The organism is Luteimonas changyuni (assembly GCF_039548395.1).
Taxonomy (GTDB): Bacteria; Pseudomonadota; Gammaproteobacteria; order Xanthomonadales; family Xanthomonadaceae; genus Luteimonas.
Map to the genome: position 1 here is coordinate 53,587 of NZ_JBCLUZ010000010.1, position 17,371 is coordinate 70,957.

The window sequence follows — 17,371 nt, forward strand, 5'->3', positions numbered from 1 at the left end:
GGACCGCTGTGACGCGTTTGCTTACTTGCGCTTGCCGGCGGCGGCCTTGGTGGCGCCCTGGACGGCTTCCTGCGCCTGCGCGGCGGCCGACTCGACCTGGCCCTTGGCGATCTGGGCAATGGCTTCGTTGGTGGCCACGGTCTGGCCGAAGGCTTCCTGGCTGGCGCTGACCGAGCGCTCGGCGCTCTCGCGGGCAACCTGCACGCCCTTCGGCCACACGGCCTTCAGGCCGTCGAAGTCACGGACCTCGGCCAGTTCGCCCCAGAAGGCGAAGGCGGCGTTGGTGTTCTGCTCGATGGTCGACAGCTGCAGGCCGAAGGCCTTCTCGGCGCCGGCCAGGGCCAAGCGGTTGACCTGGGCGGCGGTGTCGGCGAACTGGCGGGCTGCGGCGGAGAACTGCTCGTTGGTGTTCTGGTACATGGCGGGTTTCCTGCTGAGTATCCGGCAGGGAGTGCCGGTTTGTGCGTTGCAGCATAAACCAGCCGATGTTGCGGTGCAACAACCGCTCGTCGGCATGTTCAGGTTCGGGGCCAAGGGCATGTGTGGGAGCGGGGCTTTTTCGTAGGAGCGGCTACAGCCGCGAATGCCGCCATCGCGGCTATAGCCGCTCCCACAGGCCGTTCATCGCGCGGCTATATAGCCGGGGCTCCCACAGGCCACCCATCGCGGCTATAGCCGGCTCCCACACGCTGCTCATCGCGGCTAGGGCCGCTCCCACAGGCCCGGCGCACTGGGCGTCAGCCGCGGTAGCGGCATCCGGAGGTGCAGGTTTCGTGCACCACGACCTCGGACAGCTGCGGCAGCGCGGGCCGCAGGCGCTCCCAGATCCACACCGCCAGGCGCTCGCTGGTCGGGTTCTCCAATCCCTCGATGTCGTTGAGATAGTGGTGGTCCAGCTGGTCGTACAAGGGCTTGAACGCGGCCTTGATGTCGGCGAAGTCCATGACCCAGCCGGTATCCGCGCCTGGCTCGCCCGAGACGTGCAGCTCGATCCGGAACGAATGGCCGTGCAGGCGCGAGCACTTGTGGCCCTCGGGCACGTTCGGCAGCCGGTGCGCGGACTCGATGGTGAAGACCTTGAAGATATCCATGTTCATTCCTTTTCCGGCACGCGGACCGCGCCTTCCATCAGCACCCGCGCGCTGCGGCTCATGATCGCCCGCGCCACCGTCCAGCGGCCATCGGCTTCCTGCGCCTCGGCGCCCACGCGCAGCGTGCCCGAGGGATGCCCGAAGCGGACTGCCTCGCGCCCGCCGCCGCCCGCGGCCAGGTCAACCAGCGTGCCCGGGATCGCCGCCGCGGTACCGATCGCCACCGCGCAGGTGCCCATCATCGCGTGGTGCAGCTTGCCCATCGACAGCGCGCGCACGTTGAGGTCGATGTCCGCCGCGGCGATCGCCTTGCCGCTGGACGACGCGTAGTCCGCAGCGGGCGAAACGAAGGCGACCTTGGGCGTGTGCTGGCGCGTGGCGGCGCCGGCGAGGTCGTCGATCAGGCCCATGCGCAGGGCGCCGTGGGCACGGATGGCCTCGAACATGGCCAGCGCCTTCGCATCGCCGTTGATCGCGTCCTGCAGCTCGGTGCCGGCGTAGCCGATGTCGGCGGCGTTGACGAAGACCGTCGGGATGCCGACGTTGATCATCGTGGCCCTGAGCGTGCCGACGCCGGGAACCTCCAGGTCGTCGACCAGGTTGCCGGTGGGGAACATCGCGCCGCCGTCGTCGCCGCTGTCGTCGGACGGGTCCATGAACTCGAGCACGATCTCGGCCGCCGGGAAGGTCACGCCGTCGAGCTCGAAGTCGCCGGTTTCCTGCACCTCGCCGTTCGTGACCGGCACGTGCACCACGATGGTCTTGCCGATGTTGGCCTGCCACACGCGCACGGCGAAGCTTCCGTTCTCCGGCAGCCGCGCCGGATCGATGAAGCCGTTGGCGATCGCGAACGGACCGACCGCGGTGCTGAGGTTGCCGCAGTTGCCGGACCAGTCGACGAAGGCGGTGTCGATCGACACCTGGCCGTAGAGATAGTCGACGTCGTGCCCGGGCCGCGTGGACGGGCCGATGATCACGCACTTGCTGGTCGACGAGGTCGCGCCACCCATGCCGTCGGTGTGCTTGCCGTAGGGGTCGGGCGAGCCGATCACGCGCATCAGCAGCGCGTCGCGCGCCGGGCCGGGCACGTGCGCGGCCTCGGGCAGGTCTTCGAGGCGGAAGAACACGCCCTTGGAGGTGCCGCCACGCATGTAGGTGGCGGGGATTTTCAGCTGCGGGGCGTGGGGACGGTTGCTCATCGAGTGCTCAGGCGGTGGTGTTGGCGGCAAGGAAATCCTGCGCGAAGCGCTGCAGCACGCCGCCGGCCTCGTAGATCAGCACTTCCTCGTCGGAGTCCAGGCGGCAGGTCACCGGGATGCCGGTGCTGCTGCCGTCGGTGCGATTGATCACCAGCGTCAGCGTGGCGCCCGGCGAACGGATGCCGGTGACGTCGAAGGTCTCGGTGCCGTCGATGCCCAGGGTTTCGCGGGTGGTGCCGGACTCGAACTCCAGCGGCAGCACGCCCATGCCGATCAGGTTGGTGCGGTGGATGCGCTCGAAGCCTTCGGCCGCAATCACTTCAACGCCGGCCAGGCGCACGCCCTTGGCGGCCCAGTCGCGGCTGGAGCCCTGGCCGTAGTCGGCGCCGGCGATGATGATCAGCGGCTGCTTGCGCGCCATGTAGGTTTCGATCGCCTCCCACATGCGGGTGACCTTGCCTTCGGGCTCGATGCGCGCGAGCGATCCCTGGCGCACGCTGCCGTCGTCGTTGCGCACCATTTCGTTGAGCAGCTTCGGGTTGGCGAAGGTCGCGCGCTGCGCGGTCAGGTGGTCGCCGCGGTGGGTGGCGTAGGAGTTGAAGTCCTCCTCGGGCAGGCCCATCTTCGCCAGATATTCGCCGGCGGCGCTGGACGCCATGATCGCGTTGGACGGCGAGAGGTGGTCGGTGGTGATGTTGTCGCCGAGCACCGCAAGCGGGCGCATGCCCTTCATTCTGCGCTCGCCGGCCAGCGCGCCCTCCCAGTAGGGCGGGCGGCGGATGTAGGTCGACATCGGGCGCCAGTCGTACAGCGGCTCCACGCGCGTGCCGTCGTCCACGGCGATGCGGAACATCGGCTCGTACACGCGGCGGAACTGCTCCGGCTTGACGCTGGCTTTCACCACCGCGTCGATTTCCTCGTCGCTGGGCCAGAGGTCCTTGAGCGTGACCGGATTGCCGTCGGCGTCGATGCCGAGCACGTCCTTCTCGATATCGAAGCGCACCGTGCCGGCAATGGCATAGGCGATCACCAGCGGCGGCGAGGCCAGGAAAGCCTGCTTGGCATAGGGATGGATGCGGCCGTCGAAGTTGCGGTTGCCCGACAGCACCGCCACCGCGTACAGGTCGCGGTCGATGACTTCCTGCTGGATCGCCGGATCCAGCGCGCCGGACATGCCGTTGCAGGTGGTGCAGGCGAAGCCGACGATGCCGAAGCCGAGCTGCTCCAGCTCGGGCAGCAGCCTGGCCTCTTCCAGGTACAGCTGCACCGCGCGCGAGCCGGGTGCCAGCGAAGTCTTCACCCAGGGCTTGCGCGTCAGCCCGCGCGCGTTGGCATTGCGCGCCAGCAGCGCGGCGGCGATGACGTTGCGCGGATTCGACGTATTGGTGCAGCTGGTGATGGCGGCGATGATCACCGCGCCGTCGGGCAGCAGGCCTTCGGCTTCCTGCGCGCGCGCGCCGGCCAGGTCGCCGGCGATGCCGCGCTCGGCCAGGTCGCTGGTCGCCAGGCGGCGATGCGGATTGGACGGGCCGGCCATGTTGCGGACCACGCTGGACAGGTCGAAGTGCAGCGTCCGCGGATACTGCGCGTTGGCGAGATCCGAAGCCCACAGGCCGGCAGCCTTGGCGTAGGTCTCCACCAGCGCCACCTGCTCGTCTTCGCGGCCGGTGAGGCGCAGGTAGTCGAGGGTGTTGTCGTCGATGAAGAACATCGCCGCGGTCGCGCCATATTCCGGCGCCATGTTTGAAATGGTCGCGCGGTCGCCGATGGTCAGCGCCGCGGCGCCTTCACCACGGAATTCCAGATAGGCGCCCACGACTTTCTGCTGGCGCAGGAACTCGGTCAGCGCCAGCACCACGTCGGTGGCGGTGATGCCGGGCTGCGGCTTTCCTGAAAGCTCCACGCCGATCATTTCGGGCGTGCGCATCCACGAGGCGCGGCCGAGCATCACGCTCTCCGCCTCCAGCCCGCCGACGCCGATCGCGATCACGCCCAGGGCGTCCACGTGCGGGGTATGGCTGTCGGTGCCGACGCAGGTATCCGGGAATGCGACGCCGCCGTCGACGTAAACCACCGGCGACATTTTCTCCAGATTGATCTGGTGCATGATCCCGTTGCCCGGCGGAATCACGTCGACGTTGCGAAAGGCCCTTTTCGTCCAGTCGATGAAATGGAAGCGATCCGCGTTGCGCCGGTCCTCGATTTCACGGTTGCGGGTGAATGCATCCGGGTCGAAGCCGCCGCATTCCACCGCCAGGGAGTGGTCGACGATCAGCTGCACCGGCACCACCGGATTCACCTGCGCCGGGTCGCCGCCGGCATCGGCAATGGCATCGCGCAGGCCGGCAAGGTCGACCAGCGCGGTCTGGCCGAGGATGTCGTGGCAGACCACGCGCGCAGGGAACCAGGGAAAATCGAGGTCGCGGCGGCGTTCGATGAGCTGGCCGAGATAATCCGCGATCAACGCGGGATCGGCGCGGCGGACGATATTCTCGGCGTGCACGCGTGCGGTATAGGGGAGGCTGTCCCAGGCGCCGGACTGCAGCGCCTCCACGGCTTCGCGGGCGTCGAACCAGTCGAGCGAGGTGCCGGGAAGGGGCTTGCGGTATTTGCTGTTGGTCATGGCAGGTACGGGCGCTGACGGGAATGAGCCATTGTATCGCCGCGCGATGCCTTGCCTTGTACCTATGCCCGCCCGGCGCATTTCTCCGTTTTAGTCCGCGCTGCCCGTCCCGTGCACAGGGGGTGTGCTGCGCCGGCCGTCTCCGCGTCCTGCTCCCAGCGGCCGGGCGCCGGCCATCCATGGCCGGCTCTCCGCACACCCCCTGTGCACGGGACGGGCCGTGGCGTTTTCCTGCTTCGGGTCGAAGATCAAGAGCGGGCGCGCTTGCGAGCGTGGGCGTGGCCGTCGGCGTAGGCGTGGCCGTGGCCGTGCCGCTTGGTCCGTTGACGATCCAACCGGTGTCGACGTCGACTGGACGTTGCCTTCGTCCCCGACCGCGAAAAAGATCCGGGCCCGGGGGGGGGGGGGGGGGGGGGGGGGGGGGGGGGGGGGGGGGGGGGGGGGGGGGGGGGGGGGGGGGGGGGGGGGGGGGGGGGGGGGGAAAAGGGGAAGGGCCGCCCCCCCCCCTCCCCCCCCCCCCCCCCCCGGGCAGCGCGCACCCTCCCGGACTCCCTCCCGGAACAATCACCCGCAAGCTCCATGCAATCGGGAGAAGAACCGGAATAAAGCCGGTCAAGGCTTCCTGGTCGTTTTTTCGTGCCGCCGTGGGCCGTACCAGAGTGGCAGGGCGTCCCGGGTGCGTGCCACGTGCCTGGGTGACGCGATGAACCGCAGCGTGAACCGGACCTTCTCGCCCAGGGAATAGGTGCGCATCTTGCGCGCCGAGGTGAACACAGGCTCGCGCAGGATCGCGACGCGGCCCTGCCTGGCCAACGCACGGCCAAAGGCCACGTCCTCGGCGACGTACAAGTCTTCGTCGAATCCGCCGGCGGCTTCGAACGCATCGCGGGTACAGAAGATGAAGCAGCCCGGGGTCACGCCAAACATGCGGAACAGCACGATCGACGTCGATTCGAACATGCGGATATGGAGCGGCAGCGGGCGCATGAAGCGCACGGCGGTGCCGCCGCCCACCGCGCCGGAATCAAGCGCCCGCATCGCCGCGTCCACTGCCTTCCGGTTGACCAGCGTGTCGGCATCGACGAACAGCAGCCGATCGCCCCGGGCGGCTGCCGCGCCCGCGTTGCGCGCGCCTGCGATGTGGCGCACGTCGACCTGCACGACGCGTGCCCCGTGGGCCCGGGCGATCGCGGCGGTTAAGTCGGTGGAGGCGTCATCCACCACGATCACTTCCACGCGGTCGCCGGACGCACCTGTGGCGATGGCCACGGCGTCGAGAGTGGCGGCAATGACCGGCGCCTCGTCGTGCGCGGGAATGACGATGGAAAGCACATGCGCTCCAGTGGCTGGTTCCGGTGATTCTTACAGGCCGCCTGCAGTGTGCAAGGGCCCGTGCATGCGGCAATGTGACGGGAGCCGGATAACATCCTTGAAAACCACGCTGATAACCTTTGGATATTCCGGATTCGACGTGGGACGAATTCAAACCTAAACTTCGCCGTTATCCCCCAATTGACATATGGAGTACTGACCGGTGGCCAATCTTGCAACCGTCCTGAAAGCCGAAATCGCCCGCCTTGCCCGCAAGGAAACAAAAGCCCAGCTTGATCCGCTGCGCAAGGCCAATGCCGGATACCGGCGCGATATCGCGGCGCTCAAGCGCGAGATGGTGGCCCTGTCCCGCCAGGTGAAATCCGGGTCGCGTCCGTCGCGGGCGGAAAAGGCCGTGGCGGCTGCGGCGGTGGACGGCGATGCCCCCCGCGTCCGCTTCCAGGCCAAGGGCCTGAAGTCGCACCGCGAGAAGCTGGGCCTGTCCGCGGCCGAATACGGCCAGCTTGCCAACGTGAGCGGCCAGTCGATCTACAACTGGGAAGCCGGCAAGACCGTGCCGCGCCAGGCCCAGGTCCAGTCGCTCGCCGCGCTGCGCGGCATGGGCAAGCGCGAGGCGGCGAAGCGGCTTGAAGCCGCAGCGGGCGAATGACCGCAGGCCACCCGGCACAGCCAGTCCATCGAAAGGACGCCAACGGCAACGACGGCCTCGGGCGCCTGCTCGACCACGTTGCCGGCCTGGCGCCGGTGCGCGCCGCCATCGTGCATCCCTGCGATGCGCTGAGCCTTGCCGCCGCGCTGGACGTGCGCGACGCGGGCCTGGTCGAGCCGGTGCTGGTGGCGCCACGCGCCCGGCTGGAAGCGGCCGCCGCCGAAGCGGGCCTGGACATTTCCGGCATTCCTGTCGAAGACGTCCCGCACAGCCATGCTGCGGCCATGCGCGCGGCCGAGCTGGCCCGCGACGGTGACGTCGAGATCCTGATCAAGGGCAGCCTGCACACCGACGAGCTGATGTCGGCGGTGGTGGCATCCGCGTCCGGCCTGCGCACCAAGCGCCGCGTGAGCCACTGCTTCGTGATCCAGACGCCGCACTACCCGCGGCCGTTCATCGTTACCGATGCCGCGGTCAACCTCGCGCCCGACCTGCTGCAGAAGGCCGATATCGTCCAGAACGCGATCGACCTGGCCCGGGTGCTCGGGATCGCCTTGCCCAAGGTGGCGATCCTGGCCGCGGTCGAGACCGTGAACCCGTCGATGCAGGCCACGCTGGATGCCGCGGCGCTGTGCAAGATGGCCGACCGCGGCCAGATCACCGGCGGCGTGCTCGACGGACCGCTGGCCTTCGACAACGCGGTGTCGATCGAGGCCGCGAAGGCGAAGGGCATCGAGTCGCCCGTGGCCGGGCATGCCGACATCCTGGTGGTGCCGGACCTGGAGAGCGGCAACATGCTGGCCAAGCAGCTGATCTTCATGGGCCAGGCCGCGAGCGCCGGCATCGTGCTGGGCGCAAAGGTGCCGGTGGTGCTGACCAGTCGCGCCGATCCGCGCGAGTCGCGCATGGCCTCGTGTGCGATCGCGCTGATGCTGGCGCACCACTACCGCCAGACTCCGCCGTGAGCGCAGGGTCCGCGGCACCTCACGTCGCCTCGTCCGGCGCGGACCTGGTGGTGGTGCTCAACTGCGGCTCGTCCAGCATCAAGTTCGCGGTGTTCGATCCGGGCGTGGAGCCGCTGCCGCGCAATGCGCTGTGGAACGGCAAGGTGCAGGGCATCGGGGGGCCAAGGCCGGACTTCGGCGAGAGCGGCATCGAGCCCTTCGCGGTCAAGCTCGATGCCGGCACGCCCTACCGCGATGCGCTGGCGCTGATCCGCGAGCGCGTGCTCGCACGGCTGGACGGCCGCCGCGTTGGCGTGGTTGCCCACCGCGTGGTGCACGGCGGCAGCAGGTACTTCGAGCCGGTGCGCGTGGACGCCGACGTGCTCGACGATCTGCGTGGCCTCATCCCGCTGGCGCCGCTGCACCAGCCCTTCGCGCTGGAGGCGGTCGACATCCTGCTGCGCGAGTACCCGAAGCTGCCGCAGGTGGCCTGCTTCGACACCGGCTTCCACCACACCATTCCCATGGTCGAACAGATCCTGCCGCTGCCCTGGGATGCCTGGGAGCGCGGCCTGCGCCGCTATGGCTTCCACGGACTGTCGTACGCCTACATGGCCACCGCGCTGCCTGAGCGCCACGGTGATGCCGCGCGCGGCCGCACGATCGTCGCCCACCTCGGCAGTGGCGCCAGCCTGTGTGCGATGCAGGGCCTGGAAAGCGTCGCCACCACGATGGGTTTCTCCGCGTTGGACGGCCTGATGATGGGCACGCGCACCGGCGCCCTGGATCCCGGCGCGGTGCTGTACCTGATGGAGATCGAGAAGCTGGGCCTGGACGAGGTCGCGCAGCTGCTCTACCACCGCTCCGGCCTGCTTGGCCTGTCCGGCATCTCGTCCGAGCCGCGGGTGATCGTGACCCACGAAGGCGATGAAGGCGAAGCCGGTGAACGCGCGCGGATTGCGCTGGCGCTCTACGTGCGGCGCATCGTGCGCGAGATCGGCGCGATGGCCGCGGTGCTGGGCGGGCTGGACATGCTGGTGTTCACCGCCGGCGTCGGCGAGCACAACGCGTTCATCCGCGAGCGGGTGTGCGCCGACCTGGCGTTCCTCGGCCTGCGGCTGGATCCCGCCGCGAACCAAGCCGATGCCGCGGTCATTTCCGCCGCCGACAGCCGGGTGCTGGTTGGCGTGGAGCCCACCAACGAGGAATGGATCGCGGCGCGACAGGCGACGGAGTGCCTGGCCTGACCTTCAGCCGCGACCGTTTGCGATCCGGGCGATAATGTCGCCATGAACACCAAGGCCGACCGCATCCACGCCGCCCTCCGGGCGCTGTCCCCCAGCCACCTTGATTTGCTGGACGAAAGCCATATGCACAGCCGCGGGCTGGAGACGCATTACAAGGCGACCGTCGTCAGCGAGGCGTTCGCAGGCCTGTCGCCCGTGCGCCGGCACCAGGCCGTGTACGCCGCGGTCGGCGGGCTGATGGCGGAGATCCACGCGCTGGCGCTGCATACATACACGGCCAACGAGTGGGCCGTGCAGGGCGCCGCGCCGGACTCGCCGCGATGCCTGGGCGGGAGCAGGCACGACCAGGCATAGCAGCTGCGAGGTGGCTGGCCGATGCCGGCCGAGGGCTGACCCGAGCGCTCAACCAGGTTCGCGCGATTCCCGCATCAGCGTGCCGAACAGGGCCAGGAATTCGTCCGCCGCCTTCGACGGCGGGCGGTCCTCCAGGTGCACGCACTGCACCTTGAACCGCAGCGAGGGCGAGAACGGTCGGTACGCGGTGCCTGCATCGACGCTCGCGCGCGCGGTGAACTCGTCGACCACGGCCATGCCGGCGCCGCAGCGGGTCAATGCCGCGGCGATGTAGAAGGTCTGGTTCGACACCACCTCGCGCACGCTGACGCCAGACCGTCGCAGCTCGCGGTTGAACAGCTCGCCGACCGGTCCGCCCGTGGTCAGGCCGACCATGTCCTGGCCGTCCAGCTGCTGGATCGGCACGCTGTCACCCACGTCGGGCAGGCTCGCCGGCTGGAACAGCAGCATCAGCTCCGCGGTGTCCAGCTCCTGGCGTTTCATGCGCGGGTGGACGGGGGCGTCGTAGGCGATCGCGATGTCGCAGCTGCGCTCGTAGAGCGCTTCGAACAGGCCATCGTGGTGCAGCGTCTGCACGTCGAACGTCACCTGGGGATGCTTCTTCCGGAAGCGGCTGATCGCCAGCGGCGCCAGGTGCAGCCCGAGCGAGGGCACGACCGCCAGCCGGATGTGTCCGCCGGACAGGTTCTTCAGGTTGCCAACCGTCTTCTGCAGCGACGTCAGGCGCTGGAACACCTCGGACACCTCGACGAACAAGGCGTGCGCTTCGTCGGTCGCCACCAGCCGGCCGCGCACCAGGCGGAACAGCTCCAGCCCCAGCTGCAGCTGGGTATGTTGCAGCACCTTGCTGACCGACGGCTGCGAGACGTGCAGCGCGCGGGCCGCGGCGCTGATCGAACCGGTGGTGTAGACGGCGTGGAAGACTTCGATCTGGCGGAAGCGCATTGATGGATCCTGTGGAGCGCGCAGCATGATCGCTCAACGCGGCGGGCTGTGTCCGCCGCTCAGGGCATGGCAGTGCTGCCCTCGCGCCGCGGGTCCGCGGCACCGTGGAGGCCGCCGTCACGCAGTTCGACCCCATGCAGGCCGGAGTCTTCGCCGGAGCCTGCTTCCACCTTGATGCCGAGTGCGGCCAAGGCCTGGCGCAGTGCCGGTGTCATCGCATCGGCTTCGCCGTTGAAGCGGTCGCCGCGCGCGACAAGGTTCGGCAGGGCGATGGCACGGTCCAGCGGCAGGTCCCAGTACAGCCAGCCGACCAGCGTCTTGGCGATATACGCAGGGATGGCGTTGCCGCCCGGCGAGCCGAGCGCGCCGACGAAGCCGCCGTCGTGGTCGAGCACGAGTACCGGCGACATCGACGAGCGCGGGCGCTTGCCGGGCGCGATGGCGTTGGCCGCCGAGGCTCCCGGCCCCCACGAGAAGTCGGTCAGCTGGTTGTTCAGCAGCATGCCGCCGACCACGCGCCCGGAGCCGAAGAAAGATTCGATGGTGGTGGTCATCGACACCACGTTGCCGGCGCCGTCGACAACCACGAAGTGGCTGGTGCCGCCGGGCTCGTCGGTGCCATCGACGGCCAGCGACGGGGCGCCTGCGGGAGCGCCATGGACGGGCGCATGCGGCGCGGCGCGTGTGCCGACGAGCGCACGCCGGCCAGCGACATAGGCCGGGTCGAGCAGGCCATCGACCGGCACCGGGACGAAGCGCGGGTCGCCCACGTAGTGGTCGCGGTCGGCGTACATCAGGCGGCTGGCCTCGGCGAACAGCAGCCAGGCCTGGGGATCGTCCGGGCCACGGTCGGCGATGTCGGTGCCGTCCAGCAGCAGCATCAGCTGCAGCAGGCCGGCGCCGCTGGACGGCGGGGGCGGCACGCAGACCACGTGCGCACGCAGCGGGCGGCACAGCGCCGGCGTGCGTCCGGCGCGATAGCCGGCGAGGTCGGTGGCCTCCACGCGGGCACCGTGGGGAGGCTCGTCCAGGCGCCTGGCGATGGCTTCGGCGAGTGCGCCGCGCTGCAGTGCGGCAGCACCTCCAGCTGCAATCGCGCGCAGGCTTGCGGCATAGGCGGGGTTGCGCATCACTTCGCCCGCGCGCAGCGGTGTGCCGTCGGAATCCGAAAACAGCCGCCTGACGTCGGGTGCGGAGGCCTGCGGGAAGGTGCCGTCGATATGGTGCTGCAGGCGCGGCGTGACCTTGAATCCCGCTTCGGCGCGCGCGGCCACTGGCTCGAACAGCGTGCTCCAGGGCAGGCGGCCGTGGTCGCGATGGGCCAGCTCAAGGGCAGGCAATACGCCGGGGATCCCGGTCGCGCGTCCGCTCAGCATCGCTTCGGCGCGGGTCAGCGGCCGGCCGTCGGCGTCGTTGAACAGCGCGGTGCCCGCGGAAGAGGGAGCCTGCTCGCGGCCGATATAGGCGTCAACGCCGCCGCCGTCGGCTGCGTAGTGCAGCAGGAACGCGCCCCCTGCCATCCCGGAGCTCTGCGGTTCCACCAGGCCGAGCATCGCCTGCACGGCAATGGCGGCGTCGATCGCGCTGCCGCCGCGACGCAGTACGTCGAGGCCGGCTTCGGTGGCGAGGGGATGCGCGGCGCTGACCATCCCCGGCCTTGCGGCGGCGGGCTGCGCCGCTTCGGCGTCGTCGCGTAGCGGCGTGCCGGCGCAGGCGGCCAGGAGCAGGGTTGCCAGCGCCAGTGTCGGCAGCAGGCCGCGGCGCAAGAACATGGGAGGCGTAGATCCGGGACGTGGCATGGACGTGGGTGATCCGGGCTGGGTGGGTGGTGGCGCGCGCTGTGCCGGTGCCGCCCAAGGCTAGCGCCATCGCGAGGGTGCGGAGCCCTCGGAATGCTTGCTGGCGCCCAAACCGAGGGTTATGGCAGTCCATGACCCATGGGCGTGCCTGCACGCAGGAAAGCTGGACGACGTTTGCGCATGAATGCGGGCACGCTGGGGCGGCCGCCACATGACCGCAACATGCTGCTGGATGACCCACGCGCCCGGGACCACGGCGGGGGCATAACCGGTGGTTATGCCCGGACGGCATCTTTTCAATAGCGCCGCCCGTGTCCGCCACCGAAGATGGCTCCAACCCGGGCATCCGCCCCAAAGGCCCGCACCATGGCTACCGGACACGCACCCGTTTCCCACGATCCCCGCTGGTCGCCGCCGTTCCTGCTGTACGTGGGCAACGCGCCGGACGAGCTTTCGGGCAAGACCGCGCGCGGCCTGCTGCAGTTCCGGCCGGAGTGGTGCGTGGGGCAGTTCCGCGGCCCCGACTGCAAGGCGACGATCGACCTTCCGGTGATGGACTTCGCGCAGGCGCGCGCGGCCGGCGCCAACACCATGGTCATTGGCGTGGCCAACGCCGGCGGAAGGCTTGACGGGGACGCCGTCGGGCACGCCATTGCCGCGCTCGAGGCGGGCATGAATGTCGCGTCCGGCCTGCACGACAGGCTGGTATCGCATCCGGAGATCGTCGAAGCCGCCAGGCGCAGTGGCCGCCATCTGTTCGACGCACGCACGCCGCCCGCGACGCCGGTCGGAAACGGTCTCAAGCGCGCCGGCAAGCGCCTGCTGACCGTCGGCACCGACTGCTCCATCGGGAAGATGTACACGACGCTGGCGCTGGAAGCCGAAATGCGCGCGCGCGGCCTCGTGGCCGACTTCCGCGCCACCGGCCAGACCGGCATCTTCGTCGCTGGTCGCGGCATCCCGATCGACGCCGTGGTCGCCGACTTCATTTCCGGCGGCATCGAATGGCTGTCTCCCGAGCGCCTCGACGGCGGCTGGGACCTGATCGAAGGCCAGGGCTCGCTGTTCCATCCTTCGTTCGCCGGAGTCTCGCTGGGCTTGCTGCACGGTGCGCAGGCCGATGCGCTGGTGCTGTGCGACGAACCCGGCCGGCCGCATCTGCGCGGGCTCGCCCACTATCGGCTCCCGGGACTGCGCGATGCGCTGGACGCCAACCTGGCTGTGGCGCGCCTCACCAATCCGGCGGTGGTCGCGGTGGGCGTGGCGCTGAACACGGCGAAGCTTTCCGCCGAAGCGGCCGAGCGTGCCTGCCACGAGGCCGAGGACCTGCTCGGCCTGCCGGCGCAGGACCCCGTGCGCCACGGCACCGCGCGCATCATCGACAGGCTGCGGGCATGCTTCCCGGACTGACGCTGGCACACGCCAACCACCCGCTGGCCACGCGGCGGGTTCTTCAACTTCTTGGACTGACGCGGAATGCGTCCGCGTCGGTGACAATGGCCGCGGGCCATACAGGACGCTTTCGATGCCGTGCAAACCGCGTAGCTGGATCCTGTCGTCGGTCGCAGTGACGGCCGTGCTGCTGGCGGGCAGCGCCCATTCGGGCGAAGCCGCAGCCGCGGGCACCGAGCGGCCGCGTGCACGCGATGCCGGTGTGGTGATTGGCGTGCGGCCGACCGGACCGCGCAACGCGATCGTCGATGTGAGCGGGGTAGCGGTGGGACACGCCACCGTGATCGAGGGCGGTGATGTCCGCACCGGCGTGAGCACGATCCTGCCGCACCCGGGCGATCTCTACCGGGACCGCGTTCCGGCCGCGATCGTGGTCGGCAACGGCTACGGCAAGCTCATCGGCGTCACCCAGGTCGAAGAGCTGGGTGAGCTGGAAACACCGATCCTGCTCACCGGAACGCTGGGCGTATGGCGCGCGGCCGATGCGCTGGTCGCGTGGCAGCTGGCGAAACCCGGCATGGATGAAGTGCGCTCGCTGAATCCCGTGGTGGGCGAGACCAACGACGGCTTCCTCAACGACATCCGCGCGCGCCCCATCCGGCCGGAGCACGTGCACCAGGCCCTGGACACGGCTTCCACCGACAACACCGACGAAGGCGCCATCGGCGCGGGAACCGGAACGGTCGCGTTCGGCTGGAAGGGCGGCATCGGCACCAGTTCACGAAAGCTGGCGTCATCGGAAGGCGGCCACACCGTCGGCGTGCTGGTGCAGAGCAACTTCGGCGGTCGCCTGACGATCGATGGCGTGGCGCTGGACGGCATGCGGCCGGATGCGCCCGCACCGCCGGCTGCCCGGCAGGCGCCGACCGACAACGGCGACGGCAGCATCATGATCGTGGTCGCGACCGACGCCCCGCTGGACGCGCGCCTGCTGCGCCGGCTGGCGACGCGCGCGCTGCTCGGACTGGGGCGCACCGGGGGATCGATGAGCAACGGGTCCGGGGACTATGTGATCGCGTTTTCGACGGCGCCCGGGGTGCGGAAAGCGCAGGGCGAACAGCGCCACCAGGTGGTCACTCTGTCCAACGATGCGATGACGCCGCTGTTCGAAGCGGTGGCGGAGGCGACCGAGGAAGCCATCGTCAATTCGCTGTTCCGATCGGACACCATGAGTGGGCACCGCGGGACGGTGCAGGCCCTGCCGCTGGAAGGGGTGCTGCCGCTGCTCGTTGACGTCGACCGCTGCGCCGCACAATGCAAGACGCGGCAAGCAATGCCACAGTAGGTTCCGCGCGGGCCGGCACTGTCCTGGCACCGCCCGATCCGGGAGCAGTCGAATGAAAGCGACAAGTCTGGTGTCACCCGTCCGCTGGGTCGGAATCCTGGTGCTGCTGCTGATGGCGGTGGCCGTGGTCTACGCCGGATACACCGCGATTTCCTACTGGCCGTCGATCGCCGTCTGAGGAAGGACCTATGAACAAGCGGCAGTCACGGATCTTCGCCATCGTCGCAACAGGCCTTGCCGCCGTTGCGTTCCTCGGCCTGACTTTCTACAGCCACATGCGTTTCGGCGAGCTCACCAACGCCGACGACATCACGCCGGAGATCACCCACGGCAAGGACGTCTGGCACAAGTACAACTGCATCAACTGCCACACCCTGTTCGGCGAAGGCGCCTATTACGCGCCCGACCTGACCAAGATCGCGCAGCACCGCGGCGAGGCCTACCTCAAGGCCTATATGCGCGATCCGTCCCAGTTCTATGACGAACAGCGCCATCGCCGCCTGATGCCGACCCAGGACCTCAGCGAGGTCGAGATCGCCAACCTGGTCAAGTTCCTCGACTGGGTGTCGAAGGTCGACAACCAGGGCTGGCCGCCGCGTCCGATCCTGGTGTCCGGCGGGTCGGTCGTCGTGGCCGCGCAGGGCACGGCCGAGGGCGCGGCGGAGGCACAGGACGTCAGGCCCGTGCGCGCCGACAGCGACCCGCGCGCGATCGGCGAGAACCTGTTCGGGACCGCGGTGCCGGTCTGCACGGCCTGCCACTCGCTGCAGCCCGGCGTCCAGCTCGCGGGGCCATCGATGGCCGGCATGTCGGAGCGCGCGGCGCAGACGATCGCATCGCCGGACTACACCGGCAGCGCGACCGATGTCGAGGGCTACATCCGCGAATCCATCGTGACGCCCAGCGCGCACCTCGTGCCAGGCGCGATGTTCTCGGCCGAAGGCACGTCCTTCATGCCCAACACCTATGCGGACAGCCTGACCGAAGAGCAAGTCGACCAGCTCGTGGCCTTCCTTGGATCGATGAAATAAGACTGGCGGGCGTCCTGCGCCGGCACCGGGAGATTTTCTATGCGCTACAAGTCCCAATCAGTGGCCTACTGGTACTTCGCCGTGGCCATGGTGCTGTTCGGTCTGCAGATCGTGTTCGGACTGCTGTCGGCCGCGAAGTACCTCGGGCCGGACCCGCTGCTGTACATCCTCCCGTTCGACGTCACCAAGACGATCCACACCAACCTGCTGATCGTCTGGGTGCTGACGGGTTTCATGGGCGCCACCTACTGGATGGTGCCCGACGAATCCCGCACCGAGCTGCACAGCACGAAGCTGGCCTACTGGCAGCTGGGACTGTGGACGCTGATGGGCGTGACCGCGGTCATCGGCTACCTGTTCCGCTACGGCACCGGCAACAAGCTGCTCGAGCAGCCCTTGCCGCACAAGATCGTGATCGTGATCTGCATGCTGATGTTCCTCTACAACATCGGCATGACCATCAAGAAGTCCGGGCGGTTCACGACCACCGAGGGCGTGCTGCTGGGCGGCCTTGCGCTGTCGGCGATCCTCTACATCCCGGCGCTGCTGCACTACGAGAACTACACCGTCTCGATCTTCTACCGCTGGTGGACCATCCACCTGTGGGTCGAGGGCGTGTGGATGATGATCATGGCCGGCTTCCTCGCCTACCTGCTGATCCGCCTCTCCGGCATCGACCGCGAGGTGATGGAGAAGTGGCTGTACGTGATCGTGGGCCTTGTGTTCTTCGCCGGCATCCTCGGCACTGCGCATCACTATTACTGGGTGGGCGTGCCGCATATCTGGCTGCCGATCGGCGGCTTCTTCAGCGCGCTTGAGCCACTGGCGCTGGCTGCGATGGCGATCTACGCCTATGCGGCGATGCGCCGCGGCGGCGTGAGCCATCCCAACAGCCTGGCCCTGCACTGGACCATCGGCAGCGCCATCTTCGCCCTGTTCGGCGCCGGCCTGCTCGGCCTCGCCCACACCTGGCCCAGCGTCAACAAGTGGACCCACGGCACCCTGGTCACGGCAATGCACGCGCATTCGGCGTTCTATGGCGCCTACGCGATGATCACCATGGCAATGATCACCTACGCGCTGCCAGGCCTGACCAACCGACCCCAGAACAACTACTCGCCGCTCGGCTACTGGGCGTTCTGGCTGCAGGTGACGGGCATGTTCGGCATGACGCTGTCGTTCGGCACTGCGGGCATCGCCCAGGTCTATCTCGAGCGGATCATGGGCATGGGCTACCTCGATGCCCAGCTGAAGATCCAGGTGCATTTCCTGATGCTGATCCTGACGGCGACGATCTTCGCCACCGGCGTCGCGATGTTCATCTTCGACTTCTTCAGGTACCGCCCGCAGTTCGACGTGATCGCGAATGATGCCGACGGCGAGCTGCAGCGGCGCCCGGGGCGCTGATGGGTGGATGAGC

16 protein-coding genes are annotated in these 17,371 nt (G+C 68.9%); 9 read left to right on the plus strand and 7 right to left on the minus strand.

What is annotated here, in order from left to right; genetic code table 11:
- Positions 1-21 precede the first annotated feature (21 nt).
- The 5 genes from WCD84_RS06020 to WCD84_RS06040 all read right to left on the minus strand — a co-directional run bounded on the left by WCD84_RS06020 (position 22) and on the right by WCD84_RS06040 (position 6,245).
- Positions 22-420 (minus strand): phasin family protein, encoded by a 399-nt coding sequence (locus WCD84_RS06020; protein ID WP_343255608.1) that lies wholly within the window; start codon positions 418-420, stop codon positions 22-24.
- A gap of 317 nt (positions 421-737) precedes the next feature.
- Positions 738-1,091: a 6-carboxytetrahydropterin synthase QueD gene (gene queD / locus WCD84_RS06025; RefSeq protein WP_343255607.1), complete on the minus strand. Its 354-nt coding sequence runs from the start codon at positions 1,089-1,091 to the stop codon at positions 738-740.
- 2 nt (positions 1,092-1,093) lie between these two features.
- Entirely contained in the window at positions 1,094-2,290 is a 1,197-nt protein-coding gene (gene prpF / locus WCD84_RS06030; RefSeq protein WP_343280755.1) for a 2-methylaconitate cis-trans isomerase PrpF, read from the minus strand.
- A 7-nt stretch (positions 2,291-2,297) separates the two neighbouring features.
- On the minus strand, positions 2,298-4,913 hold the full coding sequence (acnD, locus tag WCD84_RS06035) for a Fe/S-dependent 2-methylisocitrate dehydratase AcnD (RefSeq protein WP_343280756.1): 2,616 nt from the start codon (positions 4,911-4,913) through the stop codon (positions 2,298-2,300).
- A gap of 612 nt (positions 4,914-5,525) precedes the next feature.
- Positions 5,526-6,245 carry a glycosyltransferase gene (locus WCD84_RS06040; protein ID WP_343280757.1) on the minus strand — a complete coding sequence of 240 codons (720 nt, stop codon included), beginning with the start codon at positions 6,243-6,245 and terminating at the stop codon, positions 5,526-5,528.
- Between the two features lie 202 nt (positions 6,246-6,447).
- On the opposite strand from WCD84_RS06040, the gene WCD84_RS06045 reads away from it, so the two are divergent.
- From WCD84_RS06045 to WCD84_RS06060, 4 genes are read left to right on the plus strand one after another with little or no spacing between them, the layout of a single operon-like run.
- A complete protein-coding gene (locus tag WCD84_RS06045) occupies positions 6,448-6,894 on the plus strand; it encodes a helix-turn-helix domain-containing protein (protein WP_343280758.1) in 447 nt (148 codons plus the stop codon).
- Positions 6,891-7,859: a bifunctional enoyl-CoA hydratase/phosphate acetyltransferase gene (locus WCD84_RS06050; protein ID WP_449280068.1), complete on the plus strand. Its 969-nt coding sequence runs from the start codon at positions 6,891-6,893 to the stop codon at positions 7,857-7,859. The genes WCD84_RS06045 and WCD84_RS06050 overlap by 4 nt, the downstream gene beginning before the upstream one ends.
- Positions 7,856-9,085 (plus strand): acetate/propionate family kinase, encoded by a 1,230-nt coding sequence (locus WCD84_RS06055; RefSeq protein WP_343280759.1) that lies wholly within the window; start codon positions 7,856-7,858, stop codon positions 9,083-9,085. Before WCD84_RS06050 ends, WCD84_RS06055 begins: the two co-directional genes overlap by 4 nt.
- 42 nt (positions 9,086-9,127) lie before the next feature.
- Positions 9,128-9,439, plus strand: coding sequence for a BolA family protein (locus WCD84_RS06060; RefSeq protein WP_343280760.1), 312 nt, complete (start codon positions 9,128-9,130; stop codon positions 9,437-9,439).
- A gap of 48 nt (positions 9,440-9,487) precedes the next feature.
- On the opposite strand, the gene WCD84_RS06065 is transcribed toward WCD84_RS06060, so the two are convergent.
- The gene (locus WCD84_RS06065) at positions 9,488-10,384 is read right to left on the minus strand and encodes a LysR family transcriptional regulator (protein WP_343280761.1); all 897 of its coding nucleotides are present in this window, start codon (positions 10,382-10,384) and stop codon (positions 9,488-9,490) included.
- Between the two features lie 59 nt (positions 10,385-10,443).
- Positions 10,444-12,156: a gamma-glutamyltransferase family protein gene (locus WCD84_RS06070; RefSeq protein ID WP_343280762.1), complete on the minus strand. Its 1,713-nt coding sequence runs from the start codon at positions 12,154-12,156 to the stop codon at positions 10,444-10,446.
- A 393-nt stretch (positions 12,157-12,549) separates the two neighbouring features.
- On the opposite strand from WCD84_RS06070, the gene dgcN reads away from it, so the two are divergent.
- The 5 genes from dgcN (at position 12,550) to WCD84_RS06095 (ending at position 17,358) form a co-directional block, all read left to right on the plus strand.
- A complete protein-coding gene (dgcN, locus tag WCD84_RS06075) occupies positions 12,550-13,593 on the plus strand; it encodes an N-acetyltransferase DgcN (RefSeq protein ID WP_343280763.1) in 1,044 nt (347 codons plus the stop codon).
- Between the two features lie 115 nt (positions 13,594-13,708).
- Positions 13,709-14,920 carry a DmpA family aminopeptidase gene (locus WCD84_RS06080; RefSeq protein ID WP_343280764.1) on the plus strand — a complete coding sequence of 404 codons (1,212 nt, stop codon included), beginning with the start codon at positions 13,709-13,711 and terminating at the stop codon, positions 14,918-14,920.
- Positions 14,921-14,972: 52 nt separating this feature from the next.
- Positions 14,973-15,098 (plus strand): hypothetical protein, encoded by a 126-nt coding sequence (locus WCD84_RS06085; RefSeq protein WP_343255777.1) that lies wholly within the window; start codon positions 14,973-14,975, stop codon positions 15,096-15,098.
- 10 nt (positions 15,099-15,108) lie between these two features.
- Entirely contained in the window at positions 15,109-15,951 is an 843-nt protein-coding gene (locus WCD84_RS06090; RefSeq protein ID WP_343255778.1) for a c-type cytochrome, read from the plus strand.
- Between the two features lie 39 nt (positions 15,952-15,990).
- Positions 15,991-17,358: a cbb3-type cytochrome c oxidase subunit I gene (locus WCD84_RS06095; RefSeq protein ID WP_343280765.1), complete on the plus strand. Its 1,368-nt coding sequence runs from the start codon at positions 15,991-15,993 to the stop codon at positions 17,356-17,358.
- Positions 17,359-17,371: the final 13 nt, after the last annotated feature.

Bases quoted from the DNA above. Each gene is read 5' to 3' on its own strand.
- WCD84_RS06020 (WP_343255608.1), bottom strand. From the start codon at position 420: ATGTACCAGAACACCAACGAGCAGTTCTCCGCCGCAGCCCGCCAGTTC.
- queD (WP_343255607.1), bottom strand. From the start codon at position 1,091: ATGGATATCTTCAAGGTCTTCACCATCGAGTCCGCGCACCGGCTGCCG.
- prpF (WP_343280755.1), bottom strand. From the start codon at position 2,290: ATGAGCAACCGTCCCCACGCCCCGCAGCTGAAAATCCCCGCCACCTAC.
- acnD (WP_343280756.1), bottom strand. From the start codon at position 4,913: ATGACCAACAGCAAATACCGCAAGCCCCTTCCCGGCACCTCGCTCGAC.
- WCD84_RS06050 (WP_449280068.1), top strand. From the start codon at position 6,891: ATGACCGCAGGCCACCCGGCACAGCCAGTCCATCGAAAGGACGCCAAC.
- WCD84_RS06060 (WP_343280760.1), top strand. From the start codon at position 9,128: ATGAACACCAAGGCCGACCGCATCCACGCCGCCCTCCGGGCGCTGTCC.
- WCD84_RS06065 (WP_343280761.1), bottom strand. From the start codon at position 10,384: ATGCGCTTCCGCCAGATCGAAGTCTTCCACGCCGTCTACACCACCGGT.
- WCD84_RS06070 (WP_343280762.1), bottom strand. From the start codon at position 12,156: ATGTTCTTGCGCCGCGGCCTGCTGCCGACACTGGCGCTGGCAACCCTG.
- dgcN (WP_343280763.1), top strand. From the start codon at position 12,550: ATGGCTACCGGACACGCACCCGTTTCCCACGATCCCCGCTGGTCGCCG.
- WCD84_RS06080 (WP_343280764.1), top strand. From the start codon at position 13,709: ATGCCGTGCAAACCGCGTAGCTGGATCCTGTCGTCGGTCGCAGTGACG.
- WCD84_RS06085 (WP_343255777.1), top strand. From the start codon at position 14,973: ATGAAAGCGACAAGTCTGGTGTCACCCGTCCGCTGGGTCGGAATCCTG.
- WCD84_RS06090 (WP_343255778.1), top strand. From the start codon at position 15,109: ATGAACAAGCGGCAGTCACGGATCTTCGCCATCGTCGCAACAGGCCTT.
- WCD84_RS06095 (WP_343280765.1), top strand. From the start codon at position 15,991: ATGCGCTACAAGTCCCAATCAGTGGCCTACTGGTACTTCGCCGTGGCC.